Source organism: Streptomyces roseofulvus, assembly GCF_039534915.1.
Classification (GTDB): Bacteria; Actinomycetota; Actinomycetes; order Streptomycetales; family Streptomycetaceae; genus Streptomyces; species Streptomyces roseofulvus.
Map to the genome: position 1 here is coordinate 4,913,652 of NZ_BAAAWE010000001.1, position 22,562 is coordinate 4,936,213.

Consider the following 22,562-nt stretch of genomic DNA (forward strand, 5'->3'; position numbering starts at 1 on the left):
GGCCTGAACATCCGACCGGGGATGCCTCCCAAAAGGGGCATCCCCGGTTGGTCGTTCCTAGGGGGGCATGGTCGCCGGTAAGGTGGCGTGCACCGTCCATGCTCATGCGGTATAGACCGCCGGAGCCGGGACCGATCTCAATCAGTCCTTATCGAATCTCAAGACCGTCACCTCTGACGCTTAGCGCGGGGGTCGCAGGAGGCACCGTGCTCACCGGCTTCGCCCGGGCGTTCAAGACGCCCGACCTGCGCAAGAAGCTGCTCTTCACGCTGGCGATCATCGTGCTGTACCGCCTCGGGGCCCACATCCCCGTCCCCGGCGTCAGCTACGAGGCCGTCCAGATGTGCGTGGACCAGGCGAGCGAGGGCAACAACAGCCTGTTCGGCCTGGTGAACATGTTCAGTGGCGGCGCACTGCTGCAGATCACCATCTTCGCGCTCGGCATCATGCCGTACATCACGGCGAGCATCATCCTGCAGCTGCTCACCGTCGTGATCCCGCGTCTGGAAGCCCTCAAGAAGGAGGGCCAGAGCGGTACGGCGAAGATCACGCAGTACACCCGCTACCTGACGATCGCGCTGGCGATCCTCCAGGGCACGGGTCTCGTGGCCACCGCCAAGAGCGGTGCCCTCTTCAGCGGCTGCAGCGTGGCCGACCAGGTCGTCCCGGACCCCTCGATCTTCACCATCGCCACCATGGTCATCACCATGACCGCGGGCACCGCCATCGTCATGTGGCTCGGTGAGCTCATCACCGACCGCGGCATCGGCAACGGCATGTCGATCCTGATGTTCATCTCGATCGCCGCCGGCTTCCCGGGCGCCCTCTGGGCCATCAAGGAGAGCGGCAAGCTCGCCCAGGGCTGGATCGAGTTCGGCACCGTCATCCTCATCGGCTTCGTGATGGTGGCCCTCGTCGTCTTCGTCGAGCAGGCCCAGCGCCGCATCCCGGTGCAGTACGCGAAGCGCATGATCGGCCGCAGGTCGTACGGCGGTACGTCCACTTACATCCCGTTGAAGGTGAACCAGGCAGGTGTGATTCCTGTCATCTTCGCCTCGTCGCTGCTCTACATCCCGGCGCTGATCGCGCAGTTCTCGAACTCCACGGCGGGGTGGAAGACCTGGATCGAAGCCCACTTCGTCAAGGGTGACCACCCGTATTACATCGCCACGTACTTCCTCCTGATCGTGTTCTTCGCCTTCTTCTACGTGGCGATCTCGTTCAACCCCGAGGAAGTCGCCGACAACATGAAGAAGTATGGTGGCTTCATCCCGGGTATCCGGGCCGGTCGACCTACTGCCGAGTACCTGAGCTACGTGCTCAACAGGATCACTTGGCCGGGCTCGCTGTACTTGGGTCTGATCGCTCTTGTGCCGACGATGGCGTTGGCAGGCTTCGGCGGTGCCAATGCCAACTTCCCGTTCGGCGGGACGAGCATCCTCATCATCGTGGGTGTGGGGCTGGAGACCGTGAAGCAGATCGAGAGCCAGCTCCAGCAGCGCAATTACGAAGGGTTCCTCCGCTGATGCGAATCGTCCTCGTCGGACCGCCCGGTGCGGGCAAGGGCACGCAGGCTGCGTACCTCGCCAAGAACCTGGGCATCCCGCACATCTCTACGGGCGACCTGTTCCGTGCCAACATCTCGCAGGGCACGCCGTTGGGCGTAGAGGCGCAGTCGTACATGAAGGCCGGCCAGCTCGTGCCGGACTCCGTGACGATCGGGATGGCCGAGGACCGCATGCGCCAGGCGGACGCCGAGGGCGGCTTCCTGCTCGACGGGTTCCCGCGGAACGTGGCCCAGGCCGAGGCGCTGGACGCGTTCCTCAAGGCCGGTGGCATCGAGCTGGACGCGGTCCTGGACCTTGAGGTCCCCGAGGACGAGGTCGTGAAGCGGATCGCGGGTCGCCGCATCTGCCGCAAGGACTCCGCGCACGTCTTCCACGTCACGTACTCCGCTCCGAAGACCGAGGGCGTCTGCGACGTCTGCGGCGGCGAGCTGTACCAGCGCGACGACGACACGGAGGAGACCGTCCGCAAGCGCCTGGCGGTCTACCACACGGAGACCGAGCCGATCATCGACTACTACCGGGCGCAGAACCTGGTCGCGACGATCTCCGCGCTCGGCAAGGTGGACGAGGTCACGGCGCGTGCGATGGACGCGCTGAAGAAGTAACCCCACGCTCACGCGGTACGGCCGCGGTGCCCCTGACGGGCGCCGCGGCCGTATCGTTGTTCTGTTCCCCGTACTCGATGGAAAGGCCCCGCCCACGATGGTGCAGATCAAGACCCCGGAGCAGATCGCGAAGATGCGCGAGGCGGGGCTGGTCGTCGCCGCCATCCACGCGGCGACCCGCGAGGCGGCCGTGCCGGGCGCCACGACCAAGGACCTCGACGAGGTCGCGCGCAAGGTGATCGCCGACCACGGCGCGAAGTCCAACTTCCTCGGGTACGGCGGCTTCCCCGCGACCATCTGCACCTCGGTCAACGAGGTCGTGGTCCACGGCATCCCCGACGAGAAGACCGTCCTCAAGGACGGCGACATCATCTCGATCGACGCCGGCGCGATCGTGGACGGCTGGCACGGCGACGCCGCGTACACCGCCTTCGTCGGCACCGGTCACGCGCCGGAGCTGATCGAGCTCTCCCGGGTGACCGAGGAGTCGATGTGGGCCGGCATCGCGGCGATGCGGGTGGGCGCGCGCCTGGTCGACATCTCGAAGGCGATCGAGTCGTACATCAAGCGGCAGCCGCGGCCGGCGGTCGGCGAGCACAGCCTCGGGAAGTACGGCATCGTCGAGGACTACGGCGGCCACGGCATCGGCACCGAGATGCACATGGACCCGCACCTGCTGAACTACGTCTCCCGCAAGCGCGGCAAGGGCCCGAAGCTGGTCCCCGGCTTCTGCCTGGCGATCGAGCCGATGGTCTCCCTGGGCACCCCGCACACGGAGGTCCTGGCGGACGACTGGACGGTCGTCTCCACCGACGGCACCTGGTCCTCCCACTGGGAGCACAGCGTCGCCCTCACCGACGAGGGCCCCCTGGTCCTCACCGCCGTCGACGGCGGCAAGGCCAAGCTGGCCGAGCTGGGCGTCACCGCCGCCCCGGACCCGCTGGCGTAACCCCCGCCCCTGCGGGCGAGTAACGATCTTCCGTGCTGGGCAAACTCCCCGGATTCGTCTTTTCCAGGTGCCTGGCGTAGACTGATGCGTCGGCTCTCGTGTACCCGTGTGTCCGCACCGGGGAGTGAGAGTCGATCAAGGTAGCCGATTCGAAAGGCGAAGCGTGGCCAAGAAGCAAGGTGCCATCGAAATCGAGGGCACCGTGATCGAGTCCCTCCCGAACGCCATGTTCAAGGTGGAGCTCCAGAACGGTCACAAGGTCCTCGCGCACATCTCCGGCAAGATGCGGATGCACTACATCCGTATCCTCCCGGACGACCGGGTCGTCGTGGAGCTGTCTCCGTACGACCTGACGCGTGGCCGGATCGTCTACCGGTACAAGTAGATCTTGCCCGCACCCCGCCTCCGCGCGCGGGTGGTGGCACTGACCCGGAGAACCTCACATCCCATGAAGGTCAAGCCGAGCGTCAAGAAGATCTGCGACAAGTGCAAGGTGATCCGCCGTCACGGCCGGGTCATGGTCATCTGCGACAACCTGCGCCACAAGCAGCGCCAGGGCTGACGCACGCCGACCGAACCTGCACCTCGCAGTTCTTCGCGCGACGCATAGCAATACGTACATACGCAGAGCCCGTCCGGCCGTTCACGCACGGCTGACGGCACCTCCGGCGGGGGCCGGGGACCCGATCTGTACCTCATACGGCAGCCGGGAACGGTTCTGCAGCAGACCCCCGAGAACACAGGAGCCATTGAATGGCACGCGTTTCCGGTGTTGACATCCCGCGCGAGAAGCGCGTGGTGGTCGCACTCACCTACGTCTTCGGTATCGGGCGTACCCGGTCCGAGGAGATTCTCGCCGCGACCGGCGTGAACCCGTCCACCCGTGTCCGCGACCTTGCCGAGGAAGACCTCGTCAAGATCCGCGAGTACGTGGACGCCAACCTCCAGACCGAGGGTGACCTCCGCCGCGAGATCGCCGCCGACATCCGCCGCAAGGTCGAGATCGGCTGCTACCAGGGCCTTCGCCACCGTCGTGGCCTGCCCGTCCGCGGTCAGCGCACCAGCACGAACGCTCGTACCCGCAAGGGCCCGCGTCGCGCCATCGCCGGCAAGAAGAAGCCGGGCAAGAAGTAGTCCTCAGCGGACGCTTGACCAAGCGGTCTTCGCTGTAGGACCGACCACCTCCCGTAGGAGTAAGAGATGCCCCCCAAGGGTCGTCAGGGCGCTGCCAAGAAGGTGCGCCGCAAGGAAAAGAAGAACGTCGCTCACGGCCACGCGCACATCAAGAGCACGTTCAACAACACGATCGTCTCGATCACGGACCCGTCCGGCAACGTGATCTCCTGGGCCTCCGCCGGCCACGTCGGCTTCAAGGGCTCGCGCAAGTCCACCCCCTTCGCCGCGCAGATGGCCGCCGAGTCGGCCGCCCGCCGCGCGCAGGAGCACGGCATGCGCAAGGTCGACGTCTTCGTCAAGGGTCCCGGCTCCGGCCGTGAGACCGCGATCCGCTCCCTCCAGGCCACCGGCCTCGAGGTCGGCTCGATCCAGGACGTCACCCCCACGCCGCACAACGGCTGCCGTCCCCCCAAGCGCCGCCGCGTCTGACGCGTCGCCTGCTTGACCTGGGCATTCGGGCGGTGCGTCCCCTTCGGGGGGCGTACCGCCCGTACCCTTGCAGTACGCAGTACCGCAAGACCCCCGTCGGGCGTCAAATAGTGGGCGTCCACGACTGAAGGAACACACATGCTTATCGCTCAGCGTCCGTCGCTGACCGAAGAGGTCGTCGACGAGTTCCGCTCCCGGTTCGTGATCGAGCCGCTGGAGCCGGGCTTCGGCTACACCCTCGGCAACAGCCTCCGCCGTACGCTCCTCTCCTCGATCCCGGGTGCCGCCGTCACCAGCATCCGCATCGACGGTGTCCTGCACGAGTTCACCACCGTGCCGGGCGTCAAGGAGGACGTCACCGACCTCATCCTCAACATCAAGCAGCTGGTCGTCTCCTCGGAGCACGACGAGCCGGTCGTGATGTACCTGCGCAAGCAGGGCCCGGGTCTGGTCACCGCCGCCGACATCGCGCCCCCGGCCGGTGTCGAGGTGCACAACCCCGACCTCGTCCTGGCGACCCTGAACGCCAAGGGCAAGCTGGAGATGGAGCTGACCGTCGAGCGCGGTCGCGGCTACGTCTCCGCCGTCCAGAACAAGCAGGTGGGCCAGGAGATCGGCCGTATCCCGGTCGACTCCATCTACTCGCCGGTTCTCAAGGTCACCTACAAGGTCGAGGCGACCCGAGTCGAGCAGCGCACCGACTTCGACAAGCTCATCGTCGACGTCGAGACCAAGCAGGCCATGCGCCCGCGCGACGCCATGGCGTCCGCCGGCAAGACCCTGGTCGAGCTGTTCGGTCTCGCCCGCGAGCTGAACATCGACGCCGAGGGCATCGACATGGGCCCGTCCCCGACGGACGCCGCCCTCGCCGCCGACCTCGCGCTGCCGATCGAGGAGCTGGAGCTCACGGTCCGCTCCTACAACTGCCTCAAGCGTGAGGGCATCCACTCCGTGGGTGAGCTCGTGGCGCGCTCCGAGGCCGACCTGCTCGACATCCGCAACTTCGGTGCGAAGTCGATCGACGAGGTCAAGGCGAAGCTGGCCGGCATGGGCCTCGCGCTCAAGGACAGCCCGCCCGGATTCGACCCGACCGCCGCGGCGGACGCCTTCGGCGCCGACGACGACGCGGACGCCGGGTTCGTCGAGACCGAGCAGTACTGACGGTCGTAGTTCTGCTGCGGGTCCGCTTCGGCTGATCGCGCAGTTCCCCGCGCCCCTTACGGGGCCGGGGTCTCCGACAGGTAACCGCCTGCTCGGATACTGACACCGGTACCTCACACGGCCGGTGCAGATCACAAGGAGAAACACCATGCCGCGTCCCGCGAAGGGTGCCCGCCTCGGCGGTTCCGCCGCTCACGAGAAGCTGCTGCTCGCCAACCTGGCGAAGTCGCTGTTCGAGCACGGCCGCATCACGACGACCGAGGCCAAGGCCCGCCGTCTGCGTCCCGTCGCCGAGCGCCTGATCACCAAGGCGAAGAAGGGCGACATCCACAACCGTCGCCTGGTGCTGCAGACGATCACCGACAAGGGCATCGTCCACACCCTCTTCACCGAGATCGCCCCGCGCTACTCGGAGCGTCCGGGTGGTTACACCCGCATCACCAAGATCGGCAACCGTCGTGGCGACAACGCCCCGATGGCCGTGATCGAGCTCGTCGAGGGCGAGATCGCCAAGAAGGCGACCGTCGCCGAGGCCGAGGCCGCCACCAAGCGCGCCGTCAAGGAGGCCGACGAGGCCGCCGCGGTCGAGGCGACCGAGGACGAGGCGAAGGACGCGTAAGCGTTCTTCCGACGTTTCTCACGGAACGGGCCCGTACCCCCTGGGGTGCGGGCCCGTTCCCGTGCGTCTGAGAGGATTTCCCGGTGAGTGATGACGTGCAGCCCGGGTTCGTACGGGTACGGCTGGACCTTTCCTACGACGGCCGCGACTTCTCCGGCTGGGCCAAGCAGGCCCGCGGCCAGCGGACCGTGCAGGGCGAGATCGAGGACGCGCTGAGGACCGTGACGCGGTCCCAGGAGACGTACGAGCTGACCGTCGCCGGCCGGACCGACGCCGGGGTGCACGCGCGCGGGCAGGTCGCGCACGTGGACCTGCCGGAGGAGCTGTGGCGGGAGCACCGCGAGAAGCTGCTGCGGCGGCTCGCGGGGCGGCTCCCGCACGACGTCCGGGTGTGGAGCGTCGCCGAGGCCCCCGAGGGCTTCAACGCCCGGTTCTCGGCGATCTGGCGGCGGTACGCGTACCGGGTCACCGACCACCCCGGCGGCGTCGACCCGCTGCTGCGCGGGCACGTCCTGTGGCACGACTGGACCCTCGACGTGGACGCCATGAACGAGGCCGCCGCCGCGCTGGTCGGCGAGCACGACTTCGCCGCGTACTGCAAGAAGCGCGAGGGCGCGACCACCATCCGCACGCTGCAGGCGCTGCGCTGGGAGCGGCGGCCCGACGGCATCCTGGAGGCCACGGTCAAGGCCGACGCCTTCTGCCACAACATGGTCCGCTCGCTGGTCGGCGCGCTGCTCTTCGTCGGCGACGGGCACCGGCCGGTGGACTGGCCCGGGAAGGTGCTGGCCGCCGGCGTGCGCGACTCCGCGGTCCACGTCGTCCGCCCGCACGGCCTGACCCTCGAAGAGGTCGGCTACCCGGCCGACGACCAGCTCGCCGCCCGCAGCCGCGAGGCCCGCAACAAGCGCACCCTGCCGGGCGTCGCCGGCTGCTGCTGAGCCGGCGGCGACCGGGTCAGCGCGGCGGGGCCGAGGCGGCCGCCGCCGCGTTCGCCTGGCTCTTGCCGCGGGCGTAGATCTGGTTGAAGACGAAGGTGCCCAGGTCGTCGCTGGCCTGGAAGACGGGCTTGTCCTTCGTGGTGACCTTGGTGCCGTTCGTGAAGCCGGCCTGGGTGAAGTAGGCGTACCGGCCCACCGAGTTGGCGCGGCGCAGGCAGACGGTGGCGTGGCAGAAGGTGCCGACGCCCTTGCCCGCGAGCGGCGCGATGCCGCCGGTGGCCTGCTTCTTCGCGGCCAGGGCGGCCTTCTCGGAGGGGAAGACGGCGACGCCGACGGTGATCGCCACCCCGTCCTTGACGTAGGTGGCGCGCAGCACGCGCTCGCACCCGTTCTTCTGGAGCACCGAGCCGAGGCCGCCGGTGGTGACCGAGGCGCAGTTCTTCGTCGCGGAGGTCGCGCCCTTCTTGTAGGGGCGGCCGAACATGGTGAGCTTGGTGCCGGGGTAGAGCCCGTCGGTGGTCAGCGGCGCCTTGTCCTTCTTCGGATCGGTGATGTAGTCCTTCGGGTCCGGCGGGGGCGGCGGGGCCACGGAGGAGAAGGTCGGCGCGGGAGTGGGGGAGGCCGTCGTGGCGACCGGGGCCGTCGGCGTCGGGCCGCCGTTCTTGGCCTCGTCGTTCTTCTTGTTCGTCGCCACCACGGCGGCCGCGACGAGCGCGCCCACCGCCACCGTGGCGAGGACGCCGCCCGCGATCAGCAGGCGGCGCTTGCGGCGGCTGCCGGCCTCGGAGGCGGCCGCGAGGGCGCCCCAGTCAGGGGTGCCGTCGCCCTGTCCGCCCGCGAAGGGGTCCTGCGGCGGCGGGTAGCCGTACCCGTGCTGCGGCTGCTGCTGTCCGTACGTCCCCGGCTGCTGCGGGTACCCGTACCCGTGCGGCTGTCCGTACCCCTGCTGCCCCTGCTGCTGCGGCTCCTGCGGCCACTGCGGTCCCCCAAAGCTCATGCCGCGCATCCTAAACCGCTTGGGGGAAGCGGACGCGGGCGGTGACAATGCACCCCATGGGACATGTCGAGGCCGCGCATCTGGAGTACTACCTTCCCGACGGGAGGGTCCTGCTCGGGGACGCCTCCTTCCGGGTCGGGGAGGGCGCCGTCGTCGCGCTCGTCGGGGCCAACGGCGCCGGCAAGACCACCCTCCTGCGGATGATCGCCGGAGACCTCCAGCCGCACGGCGGCTCCGTCACCGTCAGCGGCGGGCTCGGCGTGATGCCGCAGTTCATCGGCTCCGTACGGGACGAGTCGACCGTTCGCGACCTGCTGGTCTCCGTGGCGCACCCCCGCATCCGGGAGGCCGCGAAGGCCGTCGACGCGGCCGAGCACCTGATCATGACGGTCGACGACGAGGCCGCGCAGATGACGTACGCGCAGGCCCTCGCCGACTGGGCGGAGGTACAGGGGTACGAGGCCGAGACGCTGTGGGACATCTGCACCATGGCCGCGCTGGGCGTGCCGTACGAGAAGGCGCAGTTCCGTCAGGTGCGGACGCTCTCCGGCGGTGAGCAGAAGCGGCTCGTCCTGGAGTCGCTGCTGCGCGGCACCGACGAGGTGCTGCTCCTCGACGAGCCGGACAACTATCTCGACGTGCCGGGCAAGCGGTGGCTGGAGGAGCGGCTGCGGGAGACCCGCAAGACCGTGCTCTTCATCTCCCACGACCGGGAGCTGCTCTCCCGCGCCGCGCAGAAGATCATCGCGGTGGAGCCCGGCGCGGCCGGCTCCGACGTGTGGGTGCACGGCGGCGGCTTCGACACCTTCCACGAGGCGCGGCGGGAGCGGTTCGCCCGCTTCGAGGAGCTGAAGCGGCGCTGGGAGGAGAAGCACGCGCAGCTGAAGAAGCTGGTCGTCAACCTGCGGCAGGCGGCCGCGGTCAGCCACGAGATGGCGTCCCGGTACGCCGCCGCGCAGACCCGCCTGAAGAAGTTCGAGGAGGCCGGCCCGCCGCCGGAGCCTCCGCGCGAGCAGGACATCCGGATGCGGCTGCGCGGCGGCCGGACCGGCGTCCGGGCCGTGACCTGCGAGAATCTGGAGCTCACCGGCCTGATGAAGCCCTTCTCCCTGGAGATCTTCTACGGGGAGCGGGTCGGCGTCCTGGGCTCGAACGGCTCCGGCAAGTCCCACTTCCTGCGGCTGCTCGCCGGGGACGCGTCGGTGGCCCACACCGGTACGTGGAAGCTGGGCGCGCGGGTCGTCCCCGGGCACTTCGCCCAGACCCACGCCCACCCGGAGCTGGCCGGCCGCCCGCTCGTCGACATCCTGTGGACCGAGCACGCGAAGGACCGGGGCGCGGCGATGTCGATGCTGCGCCGGTACGAGCTGGAGCGGCAGGGCGACCAGCCCTTCGACAAGCTGTCCGGCGGCCAGCAGGCCCGCTTCCAGATCCTCCTCCTGGAGCTGGCCGGCACGACCGCGCTGCTCCTCGACGAGCCCACGGACAACCTGGACCTGGAGTCCGCCGAGGCGCTCCAGGACGGCCTGGAGTCCTACGAGGGCACGGTCCTGGCCGTCACCCACGACCGCTGGTTCGCCAAGAGCTTCGACCGCTACCTGGTCTTCGGCTCGGACGGCATCGTCCGGGAGACCACGGAGCCGGTGTGGGACGAGCGGAGGGTGGAACGGGCGCGCTGACCCGACGGGCGGGGGCCGACGGACGGAGTCCGGCGCAGCCGGCCGAAGCCGGGGAGGCCCCCCGGGTCCGAGCCGTGCGAGGGCGGCGCGAGGGCGGGGTCCACGGAGCCGGTGCGGGACGAGCGGAGGGTGGAACGGGCGCGCTGACCCGGGCGGCGGACGACGGGCGGGGGCGAGGCGCGCGAGGGCGGCGTCGGGCAGGGGCTGCTGACGCAGACGCTGCGCGCCCTGGAGCGGACGGGCTCGTCGGCCGGGCGCGTTTTGACCCGGTCGGGGGAGCGCGGGTACGCTTCTGGTTTGTTATGCGTATTGGCTTCGTCGTTCTCACGCGGAGAGGCCTTGCGCGGTTCCCTGGAGCAGTTACCAGTGGCTCGCATACGGGCGGTGTCCCGGCAGTGTGTGCCCCAGCTGCATGATCGCTTCAGGTGTGTCTGGACTCCATCCACTGAAGAAGCGAAGGCTACGAAGTGCGTACGTACAGCCCCAAGCCCGGCGATGTCACTCGCCAGTGGCACATCATCGACGCGCAGGACATCGTCCTGGGTCGTCTGGCGACGACGGCTGCGAACCTCCTGCGAGGCAAGCACAAGCCGGTTTACGCCCCCCACATGGACATGGGCGACTTCGTCATCATCATCAACGCCGACAAGGTCCACCTGTCCGGCAACAAGAAGACCCAGAAGATGGCGTACCGCCACTCCGGCTACCCGGGTGGTCTGCGCTCCGTCCGCTACGACGAGCTTCTGGAGAAGAACCCCGAGAAGGCCGTCGAGAAGGCCATCAAGGGCATGATCCCCAAGAACTCCCTGGGCCGTCAGATGCTCTCGAAGCTGAAGGTCTACGCGGGCGAGAACCACCCGCACGCTGCCCAGCAGCCGGTCCCGTTCGAGATCACCCAGGTCGCGCAGTAGTTCCGGCCACCCCCTAAGAACGAAAGAAATCTGAGGAGCATCGTGGCCGAGACCACCCCCGAGACCCCCATCGACGAGTTCGAGGGCGTCGAGGAGTACACCACCGAGACCGAGATCGTCGAGGGTGACTACACCTCCGAGTCCCTCGCGTCCCGCTTCGGCGACCCGCAGCCGGCCGCCGGCCTGGGCCGTCGCAAGAACGCCATCGCCCGCGTCCGGATCGTCCCGGGCACCGGCAAGTGGAAGATCAACGGGCGTACGCTCGAGGACTACTTCCCGAACAAGGTCCACCAGCAGGAAGTCAACGAGCCCTTCAAGGTGCTCGAGCTCGACAACCGCTACGACGTCATCGCCCGCATCGCGGGTGGCGGTGTCTCCGGCCAGGCCGGTGCCCTGCGCCTCGGTGTCGCCCGCGCCCTGAACGAGGCCGACGTCGAGAACAACCGCCCGGCGCTGAAGAAGGCCGGCTTCCTCTCCCGTGACGACCGCGCGGTCGAGCGGAAGAAGGCCGGTCTCAAGAAGGCCCGCAAGGCTCCGCAGTACAGCAAGCGTTAATCGCCTGCTCGCACTGCTTGTACGTACGCCCCGGCGCACTGCGCGTGCCGTCGGGGCGTACGTTTTTTCTTAACCTCTTTCACCCCGGACCTTTCACCGGGATCTTTTTCACCCTTGGGCACGCATTTTCGGAGGACAGCTGTGGGACGACTCTTCGGCACCGACGGCGTACGCGGCGTTGCCAACGCGGACCTGACGGCGGAGCTCGCGCTCGGCCTGTCGGTCGCGGCGGCGCACGTGCTCGCCGAGGCGGGGACCTTCGAGGGCCATCGGCCGACCGCCGTGGTCGGGCGTGACCCGCGCGCGTCCGGAGAGTTCCTGGAGGCGGCCGTCGTCGCCGGTCTCGCCAGCGCCGGCGTCGACGTCCTGCGCGTCGGCGTCCTGCCGACCCCGGCCGTCGCCCACCTCACCGGCGTCCTCGGCGCCGACCTCGGCGTGATGCTCTCCGCCAGCCACAACGCCATGCCCGACAACGGCATCAAGTTCTTCGCCCGCGGCGGCCACAAGCTCGCCGACGACCTGGAGGACAAGATCGAGGCCGTCTACGAGGAGCACCGCACCGGCGCCCCCTGGGACCGCCCGACCGGTGCCGGCGTCGGCCGCGTCCGCGACTACGACGAGGGCTTCGAGACCTACGTCTCCCACCTCCTGTCCGTGCTGCCGAACCGCCTCGACGGCCTGAAGGTCGTCCTCGACGAGGCCCACGGCGCCGCCGCCCGCGTCTCGCCCGAGGCGTTCACCCGCGCCGGCGCCCAGGTCGTCACCATCGGCGCCGCCCCCGACGGCCTCAACATCAACGACGGCTGCGGCTCCACCCACCTGGACCTGCTCAAGGCCGCCGTCGTCGAGCACGGCGCCGACTTCGGCATCGCCCACGACGGCGACGCCGACCGCTGCCTCGCCGTCGACCACACCGGCGAGGAGGTGGACGGCGACCAGATCCTCGCCGTGCTCTCCCTCGCCATGCGCGAGGCCGGCACGCTCCGCGGCGACACCGTCGTCGCCACCGTCATGTCCAACCTGGGCTTCAAGCTCGCCATGGAGCGCGAGGGCCTCACCCTCGTCCAGACCGCGGTCGGCGACCGCTACGTCCTGGAGTCCATGAAGGAGCACGGCTTCGCCCTCGGCGGCGAGCAGTCCGGGCACGTCATCGTGCTCGACCACGCCACCACCGGCGACGGCACCCTCACCGGCCTCATGCTGGCCGCCCGGGTCGCCGCCACCGGCAAGTCCCTCGCGGAGCTGGCCTCCGTCATGGAGCGGCTGCCGCAGATCCTCATCAACGTGAAGGACGTCGACAAGTCCCGCGTCTCCACCTCCGGCGAGCTGGCCGCCGCCGTCGCCGAGGCCGAGCGCGAGCTGGGCACCACCGGCCGGGTGCTGCTCCGCTCCTCCGGCACCGAGCCGCTGGTCCGCGTCATGGTCGAGGCCGCCGACATCGAGCAGGCCCGCTCGGTCGCGCAGCGCCTCGCCGACGTGGTGAAGTCCGCGCTCGGCTAGACCGTCCGAGGGATACGGGAAGGGCCCCGCGCACTCCGGTGCGGCGGGGCCCTTCCCGTATCCACGCGTCGGCGGGGGCTCAGCCCCTCCGCAGCCGGCGCTTCAGCTTGCCCCGCTGGGTCTCCCACAGCCACTTCTGGAGCAGCAGGGTCAGGGTGCCCGCCAGCATGATGCCGAGCAGGTTGAGCAGCAGCTGCTGCACCGAGCCCCACGTCTGGCCGACCTCGCCGTAGCTCAGCGCCACGGCCGCGTTCGCCGCCGCCGGCACGGTCGTCACCGAGATCGCCACGCCCACCAGGGCGCCCGCCTTCGACGAGGTCAGCGACAGGGTGCCGGCCGCGCCCGCGAGCAGCGCCACGACGAAGGAGAACGGGTCCGGCTGCCAGATGAACGCGGTCTGCGGCCGCGCCGCGTCCAGCTGCGCCTTGCTGAACAGGCCCAGCCAGTCCATCAGCAGGCTGAACAGCGTCGTCACCGCGATCGCCGCCACGAAACCGACGAGCAGCGCCACCAGCGAGCGGGCCGCCAGCCGCGGGGCCCGCTTCACGATCGCCGTGCACACCCCGGCGAGCGGCCCGAACTCCGGGCCGACCGCCATCGCGCCCACGATCAGGATCGCGTTGTCCAGGACCACGCCGCAGGCCGCGATCATCGTCGCCAGCAGCATGAAGGCGAGATAGGTGAAGGAGAGCGTCGACTCCTCGTGGGTCGCGTCCGCCAGCTGCTCCCACAGCACCGCGTCCGCGCCCTCGCCGGGGGCTTCCTCCTCGGCCGCGTCGGCCCGCTCCGACATCGACAGGTCGATGTTCTCGACGGCGATCGAACCGTCCTGATCCAGCTTCAGCTCCCGCAGCCCGTGCAGGAGTTCGTCGCCCGCCTCGCGGGCCACGTCGCACATCACGACGTCCCCGGAGGGGTTCCGGGCCGCGCCCGGCAGCACCACCACATGGGTGGTGCCGACCGTCGACCCGATCAGCTCGGTCACGGCCTCCGTGCGGTCGGGGGGCACGATCATCCGCAGATGCAACATCCCCCGAGCTTACGGAGGTCAGAGCTTGCGCAGGCTGAGGCGCTGCACCTTGTGGTCCGGGCCCTTGCGGACGACGAGCGTCGCCCGGCCGCGGGTCGGGGCCACGTTCTCCAGCAGGTTGACCTTGTTGACGGTCCGCCACATCGTGCGGGCGTAGTCCAGCGCCTCCTCCTCGGACACCTGCGTCCACCGCCGGAAGTACGAGGACGGGTCCTGGAAGGCGGTCTCGCGCAGCTTGCGGAAGCGGTTGAGGTACCAGCCCTCGATGTCCTCCGGCCGCGCGTCCACGTACACCGAGAAGTCGAAGTAGTCCGCCAGGCCCACCCGGGTCCGGCCGTCCTTGCCGGGCAGCGCCGGCTGGAGCACGTTCAGCCCCTCGACGATCAGGATGTCGGGCCGGCGCACCACCAGCTCCTCGCCCGGCACCCGGTCGTAGATGAGGTGCGAGTAGACCGGGGCGGTGACCTCCTCCTTGCCCGCCTTCACGTCGGCGACGAACCGGGTGAGCGCCCGCCGGTCGTACGACTCGGGGAAGCCCTTCCGGGACATCAGCCCGCGCGCCTTCAGTTCCTCCATCGGGTAGAGGAAGCCGTCGGTGGTGATCCGCTCCACCCGCGGGTGCTCGGGCCAGCGGGCGAGCAGCGCCTGGAGGAGGCGCGCCACCGTCGACTTGCCGACCGCGACCGATCCGGCGACCCCTATGACGAACGGCGTGCCGCGCTGCTCGCCGCTCTCCCCGAGAAAGGTGTTCAGCGCCCCCCGCAGGCCGCTGGTGGCCTGCACGTACAGGTTGAGCAGCCGGGAGAGCGGCAGATAGACGTCCCGCACCTCGTCGAGGTCGATGACGTCCCCGAGGCCCTTCAGCCGCTCGACCTCCTCGGCGGTGAGGGGGAGCGGGGTCTTGTCGCGCAGGGCGCTCCACTCGGCGCGGGTGAGGTCGACGTACGGGGTCGGCTCGGCGGCCCTGCGGGGGCCTCCGCTTCCGGCTCCGTTGCCGTTGGCGCTTCGTGGCGGCGAAGTGATCACCCCGCCATTGTCCCGGCTTCCCGCGCCGCGTGGGTCGTGGGGTGGGTCACGTGCCGCACGGTTGACGGCGGCCGCCCCCGCTCCGGGCGGGGTACGGGCCCGGCGCCCGCTTCGGCCGTAGGCTGCCGCCATGTGCGGAATCGTGGGATACGTCGGCGGGCAGTCGGCGCTTGATGTGGTCGTCGCGGGGCTGAAGCGGCTGGAGTACCGGGGGTACGACTCGGCCGGGGTCGCCGTGCTGGCGGACGGCGGGCTCGCCGCCGCGAAGAAGGCGGGCAAGCTCGTCAACCTGGAGAAGGAACTCGTCGACCGGCCGCTGGCCGCCGGCACCGTCGGCATCGGGCACACCCGGTGGGCCACCCACGGCGGCCCGACCGACGCCAACGCGCACCCGCACCTCGACAACGCGGGCCGGGTCGCCGTCGTGCACAACGGCATCATCGAGAACTTCGCCGCCCTGCGCGAGGAGCTCGCCGAGCGGGGCCACACCCTCCTCTCCGAGACCGACACCGAGGTCGTCGCCCACCTGCTGGCGGAGGAGTTCTCGTCCGTCGGCGACCTCGCCGAGGCCATGCGGCTGGTCTGCCGGCGGCTCGACGGGGCCTTCACCCTGGTCGCCGTCCACGCCGACCAGCCCGACGTCGTCGTCGGCGCCCGCCGCAACTCGCCGCTCGTCGTCGGCGTCGGCGAGGGCGAGAACTTCCTCGCCTCGGACGTCTCCGCCTTCATCGCCCACACCCGGTCCGCGATCGAGCTCGGCCAGGACCAGGTCGTCGAGCTGAGCCGGGACGGGGTCACCGTCACCGACTTCGACGGCGCGCCGGCCGACGTCCGCGCCTTCCACGTCGACTGGGACGCCTCCGCCGCCGAGAAGGGCGGCTACGACCACTTCATGCTCAAGGAGATCGCCGAGCAGCCCAAGGCGGTCGCCGACACCCTCCTCGGGCGGATCGACGCCTCCGGGCGGCTCACCCTCGACGAGGTCCGCATCCCCGACGCGGTGCTGCGCGAGGCCGACAAGGTCGTCATCGTCGCCTGCGGCACCGCCTTCCACGCCGGACTCATCGCCAAGTACGCCATCGAGCACTGGACCCGGATCCCCTGCGAGGTGGAGCTGGCCAGCGAGTTCCGCTACCGCGACCCGATCCTCGGGCAGCGGACGCTGGTCATCGCCATCTCGCAGTCCGGCGAGACCATGGACACCCTGATGGCGCTCCGGCACGCCCGCGAGCAGGGCGCCAAGGTCCTCGCCGTCTGCAACACCAACGGCTCGACGATCCCGCGCGAGTCGGACGCCGTGCTGTACACCCACGCGGGGCCCGAGGTCGCCGTCGCCTCCACGAAGGCGTTCCTGACGCAGCTCGTCGCCTGCTACCTCCTCGCCCTCTACCTGGGCCAGGTCCGCGGCACCAAGTGGGGCGACGAGATCCACGCCGTCGTCCGCGAGCTCGCCCGGATCGGCGAGGAGGTCGAGCGGGTCCTGGAGACGATGGAGCCCGTCCGGGCCCTCGCCCGCTCCCTCGCCCACAAGGACACGATCCTCTTCCTCGGCCGGCACGTCGGCTACCCGGTGGCCCTGGAGGGCGCGCTGAAGCTGAAGGAGCTGGCGTACATGCACGCCGAGGGCTTCGCGGCCGGCGAGCTGAAGCACGGGCCGATCGCGCTCATCGAGGAGGACCTGCCGGTCGTCGTCGTGGTGCCCTCGCCGAAGGGCCGCTCGGTCCTCCACGACAAGATCGTCTCCAACATCCAGGAGATCCGGGCCCGGGGCGCCCGGACCATCGTGATCGCCGAGGAGGGCGACGAGGCGGTCGTCCCCTTCGCCGACCACCTCGTCCGCGTCCCGGCCACGCCCACGCTGCTCCAGCCGCTCGTCTCGACGGTGCCGCTCCAGGTCTTCGCCTGCGAGCTGGCCACCGCGCGGGGCAACGAGGTGGACCAGCCGCGCAACCTGGCCAAGTCCGTGACGGTGGAGTGAGGAAAGAAAGATGATCATCGGGGTGGGGATCGACGTGGCGGAGATCGACCGCTTCGCCGCGTCCCTGGAGCGGACGCCGGCGCTGATCGAGCGCCTCTTCGTCGAGGCCGAGCTGCTGCTGCCGAGCGGCGAGCGCCGGGGCCCGGCCTCCCTCGCGGTGCGCTTCGCCGCCAAGGAGGCGCTGGCGAAGGCGCTCGGCTCGCCGGGCAACCTGCACTGGACGGACGCGGAGGTGTACGCCGAGTCCACCGGCCAGCCCCGGATCCGCGTGCGCGGCACGGTGGCGGCCCGCGCGGCCGAACTGGGCGTGAAGCACTGGCACGTCTCGCTGAGCCATGACGCGGGGGTGGCCTCGGCGGTGGTGATCGCCGAGGGCTGAGACGCACCCGGACGAGCACGGGGCCCGGCACCGCGGAAGCGCGGCCACCGGGCCCTTCTCCGTACCCGCAGGGCGACGGGGCCGCCGCCTCGACGCGCCGCCGGCGCGGGGCGCTCGCGGTGTCGCCGGGTCCGGCGGCGGACGCTCGCGGCCTTGCCAGGGCGGTGGTGACGGCCAAGGGGGCGTTGCCTCCTCGGCGCCGGGGGCGGGCCCGGTGCCGCCCGGGGCGGGCTGTCGGTGCCGGAGAGGTCGGCGCCGTGGCCCCCGGTCCCGGGGGGGCGTCGGTCGGCCACGGGCGTGGGGGCCGGGTCTGCGGCAGACTGCTGGGCATGCGTACCGCTCACCGTGTGGAGACCGTCCGGGCCGCCGAGGCCGCGCTCATGGCACGGCTGCCCGAGGGCGCGCTGATGCAGCGGGCCGCCGCCGGACTCGCCGCCGCCTGCTGCTCGCTGCTCGGCAAGGGGCGGGTGTACGGCTCCCGGGTCGTCCTCCTCGTCGGCAGCGGCGACAACGGCGGCGACGCCCTCTACGCCGGCGCCCGGCTCGCCCGGCGCGGCGCCGGCGTCACCGCCGTACTGCTCGGCCCCCGCGCCCACGGCGCCGGACTCGCCGCGCTCCGGGCGGCCGGCGGACGCGTCACCGAGGACCCGTACGAGGCGCTGGCCGCCGCCGACCTCGTCCTCGACGGCATCACCGGCATCGGCGGGCGCGGCGGGCTGCGCCCCGAGGCCGTCCCCGTCGCCCGGGCCGCGCGCGGCTCCGGCGCGGTCGTCGTCGCCGTCGACCTGCCCAGCGGCATCGACGCCGACACCGGCGAGGTCACCGGGGAGGCCCTGCGCGCCGACGCGACGATCACCTTCGGCACGTACAAGCCCGGCCTGCTCGTCGACCCCGCCCGGGAGTACGCGGGCGCCCTGCGGCTCGTCGACATCGGGCTCGCCGCCACCCTCCCGTCCGTCCCCGACGCGGAGGCGCTCCAGCACCAGGACGTGGCCCGGACACTGCCCGCGCCCGGCGCCGAGAGCGACAAGTACCGGCGCGGCGTCCTCGGGATCGTCGCCGGCTCCGCCCGCTACCCCGGCGCCGCCGTCCTCGCCGTCGCCGGCGCCCTGCGCGGCGGCGCCGGGGCCGTCCGGTACGTCGGCCCCGCGCGCGAGGCGGTGATCGCCGCCCACCCGGAGACCCTGGTGCACTCGGGGCCGCCGGAGAAGGCCGGCCGCGTCCAGGCGTGGGCCGTCGGACCGGGGCTCGGCGACGGGCCCGGCACCGGAGTCGCGGTCGCCGAGGTGCTCGCCTCCGACGTGCCCGTCCTGGTCGACGCGGACGGCCTGCGCGTCCTCGACCCCGACACCGTGCGCGAGCGGACCGCGCCCACCCTGCTCACCCCGCACGCCGGCGAGGCGGCCGCCCTGCTCGGCACCGACCGGGCGGCCGTGGAGGCCGGCCGGCTCGCCGCCGTCCGCGCACTCGCCGCCCGCTACGGCGCCACCGTCCTCCTCAAGGGCTCCACCACCCTGGTCTGCGGGCCCGGCGGCACCGGCCCGGTCCGGGTCAACCCCACCGGCACCCCCTGGCTCGCCACCGCCGGCTCCGGCGACGTCCTCTCCGGCCTGGCCGGCTCCCTCCTCGCCGCCGGCCTCGACCCCGTCGACGCCGCCTCCTGCGCCGCCTACCTGCACGGCCTCGCCGCCCGCCGGGCCGCCGCCGGCCCCGGCCCGATCACCGCCACCGAGGTCGCCGACTCCCTCCGCGCCGCCTGGCGCGACGTCCGGGAGTCCTGACCCCCGACACGCCCACGGTCGGCCCAACTCCGCTGCTCCGCCCGGGGGGCAGCACGTGCCGGGGCCGTCCGGGGCGGGTTCGGATGGACCGGTGATCAGATGGAGAAGCCGCATCCTGCCGCCGTTGCTCGCCGCCGCCCTCCTGGCCGGCACCGCCCCCGCGTACGGGGACGAGCCCGATCCCACGCCGCCCGAACCCGCCCCCGCCGACGCCCTCGTGCCCGGCATCGCCGGCGCCGGGCGCCCCGAGTACCCCATGGACACCCCCGACCAGGTCCTGCCGCCGACCGCCCCCGACGGCGAGATCCCCGTCCCCGAACCGGAGGAGGAGGTCGACGAACTCGTCGAGTACCTCCCGCGCGGCGCCGTCAAGGCCGCCTGCACCGCCACGACCGGGCTCTACCAGCGCCAGGTCGAACGGCTGCTGAAGCTCAAGGTCGACGGGAAGCAGTCCGCCGCCGACTGCAGGGCCATCCGCGCCTTTCAGACCCGGCAGAAGATCAAGCCCGCCAACGGCTACGCGGGCCCCGTCACCTGGGGCCGCGCCGAACTCCTCGCCGCCCGCAAGAACCCCAACGCCGCCGGGAAGTGCCCCGTCCGCTCCTACCCGGTCGCCTGCGTCGACCTGAACCGCGAGCTGATGTGGGTGCAGAAGGGCAAGAAGGTCACGTACGCCGTGGTCAACATCCGCAGCGGACGGGCCGGCTACCGCACCCGCACCGGCTGGCACTCCGTCTACTGGCGCCACAAGGACCACTGGTCGACCATCTACGACACGCCGATGCCGTTCTCCCAGTTCTTCGACGGCGGCCAGGCGTTCCACGGCGTCTACGGGCCGATCGCCACCCCCACCGGAAGCCGCGGCTGCGTCAACCTGAGCTACCGGAACGCGGAGAAGCTCTGGTCCGTCCTCCGCAAGGGTGACCGGGTCTACATCTGGGGCAAGCGGCCGGGACTGTGACCACCTGAGAGACTGGGCGCGATGACTGAGACAGCACTCCCGCCCCGACGGGCCCGCGCCGAGATCGACCTCGGGGCGCTGCGCGCCAACGTCCGCGCGCTGCGCGCCCGCGTCGCCCCCCACGTCCGCGTCATGGCCGTGGTCAAGGCCGACGCGTACGGACACGGCGCCGAGCGCTGCGCCCGCGCCGCCCTCGACGCGGGCGCGGACTGGCTCGGCACGGCCACCCCGCAGGAGGCGCTGGCCCTGCGCGCCGCCGGGATCACCGGCGTCCCGGTCCTCTGCTGGCTGTGGACGCCCGGCGACCCGTGGGACGAGGGCATCGAGGCCGGGCTCGACATGGCGGTCAGCGGCCGGTGGGCCCTCGACGAGGTCACCGCCGCCGCCCGCCGCACCGGCGGCACCGCCCGCATCCAGCTCAAGGCCGACACCGGCCTCGGCCGCAACGGCTGCCAGCCGGCCGACTGGCCCGCGCTGGTCGCCGAGGCCCTGAAGGCGGAGAAGGCGGGCCTCGTCAAGGTCACCGGCCTCTGGTCCCACTTCGCCTGCGCGGACGAACCCAACCACCCGTCGATCGCCGCCCAGCTGGAGGTCTTCCGCTCGATGCTCGACTACGCCGAGAAGGCCGGCGTCGAGCCCGAGGTCCGGCACATCGCCAACTCGCCCGCCACGCTCACCCTGCCCGAGGCCCACTTCGACCTGGTCCGCCCCGGCATCGCGATGTACGGCGTCTCGCCCGCGCCCGAGCTCGGCACCTCCGCCGAGCTCGGCCTGCGCCCGGTGATGTCGCTGAAGGCGAGCGTCGCCCTGGTGAAGGAGGTCCCGCCCGGCCACGGCGTCTCCTACGGGCACCACTACGTCACCGGCGGCGAGACCACCCTCGGCCTGATCCCGGTGGGCTACGCCGACGGCGTCCCCCGGCACGCCTCGGGGCGCGGCCCGGTCCTGGTCGACGGCACGGTCCGCACGGTCGCCGGGCGGGTCGCCATGGACCAGTTCGTGGTGGACCTCGGCGGCGACCGGCCCGCCCCCGGCACCGAGGCCGTCCTCTTCGGCTCCGGCGAGCACGGTGAGCCGACGGCCCAGGACTGGGCGGAGGCCGCCGACACCATCGCGTACGAGATCGTGACCCGGATCGGTGCGCGGGTGCCCCGCGTGTACCTGGGGGAGTAGTCCGGCGTGGGGGAGACGAGCGGGGGCGGGGGCTGGCGGCGCGCGGGGATCGTCGGCGCCGCGATAGGCGTGCTGGCCGCCGGCGCGGCGGCCGGAGTGGCGGTCGAACGGCTCACGGTGGGCCGCTCGGTACGCCAGAAGGCCCGGCTCGCCCTGGACGCCACCGGCCCGTACGGCACCCTCCGCGGCACCCCCGGCCGGGCGCTCGCCGACGACGGCACCGTCCTCGCGTACGAGGTCGACGAGGTCGACGAGACCGACGAGACCGACGACGTCGACGGGGCCGGCGGGGCCGCGTCGAGTCCGGTCACCGTCGTCTTCTCGCACGGCTTCTGCCTGAGCCAGGACTCCTGGCACTACCAGCGCGCCGCCCTGCGCGGCCGGGTCCGGGCCGTCTACTGGGACCAGCGCGGACACGGCCGCTCCGCTCGCGGCGCGGGCGAGCCGGTCACCATCGAGCGGTTGGGCCGCGATCTGAAGGCCGTCGTCGACGCCGCCGCGCCCGAGGGGCCGCTCGTCCTCGTCGGGCACTCGATGGGCGGCATGACCGTCATGGCGCTGGCCGACCGCCACCCCGAGCTGATCCGGGACCGGGTCGCCGGTGTCGCCTTCGTCGGCACCTCCCCGGGCCGCCTGGAGGAGGTCTCGTACGGGCTGCCGCTGGCCGGCGTCAACGCGGTCCGGCGGGTCCTGCCGGGGGTGCTGCGGGCCCTCGGCTCCCAGGCCGAGCTGGTCGAGAAGGGGCGCCGGGCCACCGCCGACCTCTTCGCCGGTCTGGTGAAGAAGTACTCCTTCGCCTCGCAGGACGTGGACCCGGCCGTCGTCCGCTTCGCCGAGCGGATGATCGAGTCCGTCCCGGTCGACGTGGTCGCGCAGTTCTACCCGGCCTTCGGCGCGCACGACAAGCTCGCCGCCCTCGCCGCCTTCCGCGGCCTGCCCGCGCTGGCCCTCGCCGGCGAGCAGGACCTCGTCACGCCCGCCTCGCACACCGAGGCCATCGCCGCCGAGCTGCCCGGCGGCGAACTGGTCGTCGTCCCCGACGCCGGCCACCTGGTGATGCTGGAGCGCCCCGACGCCGTCACCGACGCGCTGACCGCCCTGCTGGCCAGGGCCGGGGAGGGTCCGGACAACGGATAGGTTGGCG

General features: G+C 71.6%; 23 protein-coding genes. 20 read left to right on the plus strand and 3 right to left on the minus strand.

Annotation, left to right across the window (positions count from 1 at the left end; all coding sequences use genetic code 11):
• Nucleotides 1-206 precede the first annotated feature (206 nt).
• The 10 genes from secY (at nt 207) to truA (ending at nt 7,448) form a co-directional block, all read left to right on the plus strand.
• Nucleotides 207-1,526, plus strand: coding sequence for a preprotein translocase subunit SecY (gene secY / locus ABFY03_RS22820; protein ID WP_346170730.1), 1,320 nt, complete (start codon nt 207-209; stop codon nt 1,524-1,526).
• Complete coding sequence (locus ABFY03_RS22825; RefSeq protein WP_319010202.1) at nt 1,526-2,173, plus strand: adenylate kinase; 648 nt, start codon at nt 1,526-1,528, stop codon at nt 2,171-2,173. The genes secY and ABFY03_RS22825 overlap by 1 nt, the downstream gene beginning before the upstream one ends.
• A 97-nt stretch (nt 2,174-2,270) precedes the next feature.
• Nucleotides 2,271-3,122, plus strand: a complete 852-nt coding sequence (gene map / locus ABFY03_RS22830; protein ID WP_319010201.1) for a type I methionyl aminopeptidase — start codon at nt 2,271-2,273, stop codon at nt 3,120-3,122.
• A 163-nt stretch (nt 3,123-3,285) separates the two neighbouring features.
• Nucleotides 3,286-3,507, plus strand: a complete 222-nt coding sequence (infA, locus tag ABFY03_RS22835; protein ID WP_003956442.1) for a translation initiation factor IF-1 — start codon at nt 3,286-3,288, stop codon at nt 3,505-3,507.
• Between the two features lie 63 nt (nt 3,508-3,570).
• Nucleotides 3,571-3,684, plus strand: a complete 114-nt coding sequence (rpmJ, locus tag ABFY03_RS22840; protein ID WP_003956441.1) for a 50S ribosomal protein L36 — start codon at nt 3,571-3,573, stop codon at nt 3,682-3,684.
• A gap of 191 nt (nt 3,685-3,875) precedes the next feature.
• Complete coding sequence (rpsM, locus tag ABFY03_RS22845; protein ID WP_015035595.1) at nt 3,876-4,256, plus strand: 30S ribosomal protein S13; 381 nt, start codon at nt 3,876-3,878, stop codon at nt 4,254-4,256.
• Nucleotides 4,257-4,322: 66 nt separating this feature from the next.
• Nucleotides 4,323-4,727: a 30S ribosomal protein S11 gene (gene rpsK / locus ABFY03_RS22850; protein WP_003956432.1), complete on the plus strand. Its 405-nt coding sequence runs from the start codon at nt 4,323-4,325 to the stop codon at nt 4,725-4,727.
• Between the two features lie 138 nt (nt 4,728-4,865).
• Nucleotides 4,866-5,888, plus strand: coding sequence for a DNA-directed RNA polymerase subunit alpha (locus ABFY03_RS22855; protein WP_004946635.1), 1,023 nt, complete (start codon nt 4,866-4,868; stop codon nt 5,886-5,888).
• 148 nt (nt 5,889-6,036) lie between these two features.
• On the plus strand, nt 6,037-6,507 hold the full coding sequence (gene rplQ, locus ABFY03_RS22860) for a 50S ribosomal protein L17 (protein WP_031012120.1): 471 nt from the start codon (nt 6,037-6,039) through the stop codon (nt 6,505-6,507).
• An 83-nt stretch (nt 6,508-6,590) separates the two neighbouring features.
• The gene (gene truA / locus ABFY03_RS22865) at nt 6,591-7,448 is read left to right on the plus strand and encodes a tRNA pseudouridine(38-40) synthase TruA (protein WP_319010200.1); all 858 of its coding nucleotides are present in this window, start codon (nt 6,591-6,593) and stop codon (nt 7,446-7,448) included.
• A 16-nt stretch (nt 7,449-7,464) separates the two neighbouring features.
• Here truA and ABFY03_RS22870 read toward each other — a convergent pair whose 3' ends face one another.
• Nucleotides 7,465-8,445: a hypothetical protein gene (locus tag ABFY03_RS22870; RefSeq protein WP_319010199.1), complete on the minus strand. Its 981-nt coding sequence runs from the start codon at nt 8,443-8,445 to the stop codon at nt 7,465-7,467.
• A 56-nt stretch (nt 8,446-8,501) separates the two neighbouring features.
• Between ABFY03_RS22870 and ABFY03_RS22875 the strand changes: the two genes are divergently transcribed.
• From ABFY03_RS22875 to glmM, 4 genes are all read left to right on the plus strand, one after another.
• Nucleotides 8,502-10,124 carry an ABC-F family ATP-binding cassette domain-containing protein gene (locus ABFY03_RS22875; protein WP_319010198.1) on the plus strand — a complete coding sequence of 541 codons (1,623 nt, stop codon included), beginning with the start codon at nt 8,502-8,504 and terminating at the stop codon, nt 10,122-10,124.
• Between the two features lie 467 nt (nt 10,125-10,591).
• Entirely contained in the window at nt 10,592-11,035 is a 444-nt protein-coding gene (rplM, locus tag ABFY03_RS22880; protein WP_030494272.1) for a 50S ribosomal protein L13, read from the plus strand.
• Between the two features lie 42 nt (nt 11,036-11,077).
• The gene (gene rpsI / locus ABFY03_RS22885; protein WP_031012128.1) at nt 11,078-11,590 is read left to right on the plus strand and encodes a 30S ribosomal protein S9; all 513 of its coding nucleotides are present in this window, start codon (nt 11,078-11,080) and stop codon (nt 11,588-11,590) included.
• Nucleotides 11,591-11,731: 141 nt separating this feature from the next.
• Nucleotides 11,732-13,090 (plus strand): phosphoglucosamine mutase, encoded by a 1,359-nt coding sequence (glmM, locus tag ABFY03_RS22890; protein ID WP_319010197.1) that lies wholly within the window; start codon nt 11,732-11,734, stop codon nt 13,088-13,090.
• A 79-nt stretch (nt 13,091-13,169) separates the two neighbouring features.
• On the opposite strand, the gene ABFY03_RS22895 is transcribed toward glmM, so the two are convergent.
• Nucleotides 13,170-14,120 carry a DUF389 domain-containing protein gene (locus ABFY03_RS22895; RefSeq protein WP_319010196.1) on the minus strand — a complete coding sequence of 317 codons (951 nt, stop codon included), beginning with the start codon at nt 14,118-14,120 and terminating at the stop codon, nt 13,170-13,172.
• A gap of 18 nt (nt 14,121-14,138) precedes the next feature.
• On the minus strand, nt 14,139-15,146 hold the full coding sequence (gene coaA / locus ABFY03_RS22900; RefSeq protein ID WP_319010195.1) for a type I pantothenate kinase: 1,008 nt from the start codon (nt 15,144-15,146) through the stop codon (nt 14,139-14,141).
• Nucleotides 15,147-15,276: 130 nt separating this feature from the next.
• On the opposite strand from coaA, the gene glmS reads away from it, so the two are divergent.
• From glmS to ABFY03_RS22930, 6 genes are all read left to right on the plus strand, one after another.
• Entirely contained in the window at nt 15,277-17,124 is a 1,848-nt protein-coding gene (gene glmS, locus ABFY03_RS22905) for a glutamine--fructose-6-phosphate transaminase (isomerizing) (protein WP_319010194.1), read from the plus strand.
• A gap of 10 nt (nt 17,125-17,134) precedes the next feature.
• Entirely contained in the window at nt 17,135-17,503 is a 369-nt protein-coding gene (locus ABFY03_RS22910) for a holo-ACP synthase (RefSeq protein WP_319010193.1), read from the plus strand.
• A 329-nt stretch (nt 17,504-17,832) separates the two neighbouring features.
• Nucleotides 17,833-19,284 carry an NAD(P)H-hydrate dehydratase gene (locus ABFY03_RS22915; RefSeq protein ID WP_346170731.1) on the plus strand — a complete coding sequence of 484 codons (1,452 nt, stop codon included), beginning with the start codon at nt 17,833-17,835 and terminating at the stop codon, nt 19,282-19,284.
• Nucleotides 19,285-19,375: 91 nt separating this feature from the next.
• Nucleotides 19,376-20,245: a L,D-transpeptidase family protein gene (locus ABFY03_RS22920; protein WP_319010191.1), complete on the plus strand. Its 870-nt coding sequence runs from the start codon at nt 19,376-19,378 to the stop codon at nt 20,243-20,245.
• 21 nt (nt 20,246-20,266) lie between these two features.
• Entirely contained in the window at nt 20,267-21,418 is a 1,152-nt protein-coding gene (gene alr / locus ABFY03_RS22925; protein ID WP_319010190.1) for an alanine racemase, read from the plus strand.
• A 6-nt stretch (nt 21,419-21,424) separates the two neighbouring features.
• Entirely contained in the window at nt 21,425-22,555 is a 1,131-nt protein-coding gene (locus ABFY03_RS22930; RefSeq protein WP_346170732.1) for an alpha/beta fold hydrolase, read from the plus strand.
• Nucleotides 22,556-22,562 lie beyond the last annotated feature (7 nt).

Coding starts and splice junctions, on each gene's coding strand:
- ABFY03_RS22915 (WP_346170731.1), top strand. CDS start 17,833: ATGCGTACCGCTCACCGTGTGGAGACCGTCCGGGCCGCCGAGGCCGCG.
- ABFY03_RS22825 (WP_319010202.1), top strand. CDS start 1,526: ATGCGAATCGTCCTCGTCGGACCGCCCGGTGCGGGCAAGGGCACGCAG.
- map (WP_319010201.1), top strand. CDS start 2,271: ATGGTGCAGATCAAGACCCCGGAGCAGATCGCGAAGATGCGCGAGGCG.
- alr (WP_319010190.1), top strand. CDS start 20,267: ATGACTGAGACAGCACTCCCGCCCCGACGGGCCCGCGCCGAGATCGAC.
- ABFY03_RS22855 (WP_004946635.1), top strand. CDS start 4,866: ATGCTTATCGCTCAGCGTCCGTCGCTGACCGAAGAGGTCGTCGACGAG.
- glmS (WP_319010194.1), top strand. CDS start 15,277: ATGTGCGGAATCGTGGGATACGTCGGCGGGCAGTCGGCGCTTGATGTG.
- rpsM (WP_015035595.1), top strand. CDS start 3,876: ATGGCACGCGTTTCCGGTGTTGACATCCCGCGCGAGAAGCGCGTGGTG.
- rplQ (WP_031012120.1), top strand. CDS start 6,037: ATGCCGCGTCCCGCGAAGGGTGCCCGCCTCGGCGGTTCCGCCGCTCAC.
- ABFY03_RS22910 (WP_319010193.1), top strand. CDS start 17,135: ATGATCATCGGGGTGGGGATCGACGTGGCGGAGATCGACCGCTTCGCC.
- ABFY03_RS22875 (WP_319010198.1), top strand. CDS start 8,502: ATGGGACATGTCGAGGCCGCGCATCTGGAGTACTACCTTCCCGACGGG.
- rpsK (WP_003956432.1), top strand. CDS start 4,323: ATGCCCCCCAAGGGTCGTCAGGGCGCTGCCAAGAAGGTGCGCCGCAAG.
- ABFY03_RS22895 (WP_319010196.1), bottom strand. CDS start 14,120: ATGTTGCATCTGCGGATGATCGTGCCCCCCGACCGCACGGAGGCCGTG.
- ABFY03_RS22870 (WP_319010199.1), bottom strand. CDS start 8,445: ATGAGCTTTGGGGGACCGCAGTGGCCGCAGGAGCCGCAGCAGCAGGGG.
- rpmJ (WP_003956441.1), top strand. CDS start 3,571: ATGAAGGTCAAGCCGAGCGTCAAGAAGATCTGCGACAAGTGCAAGGTG.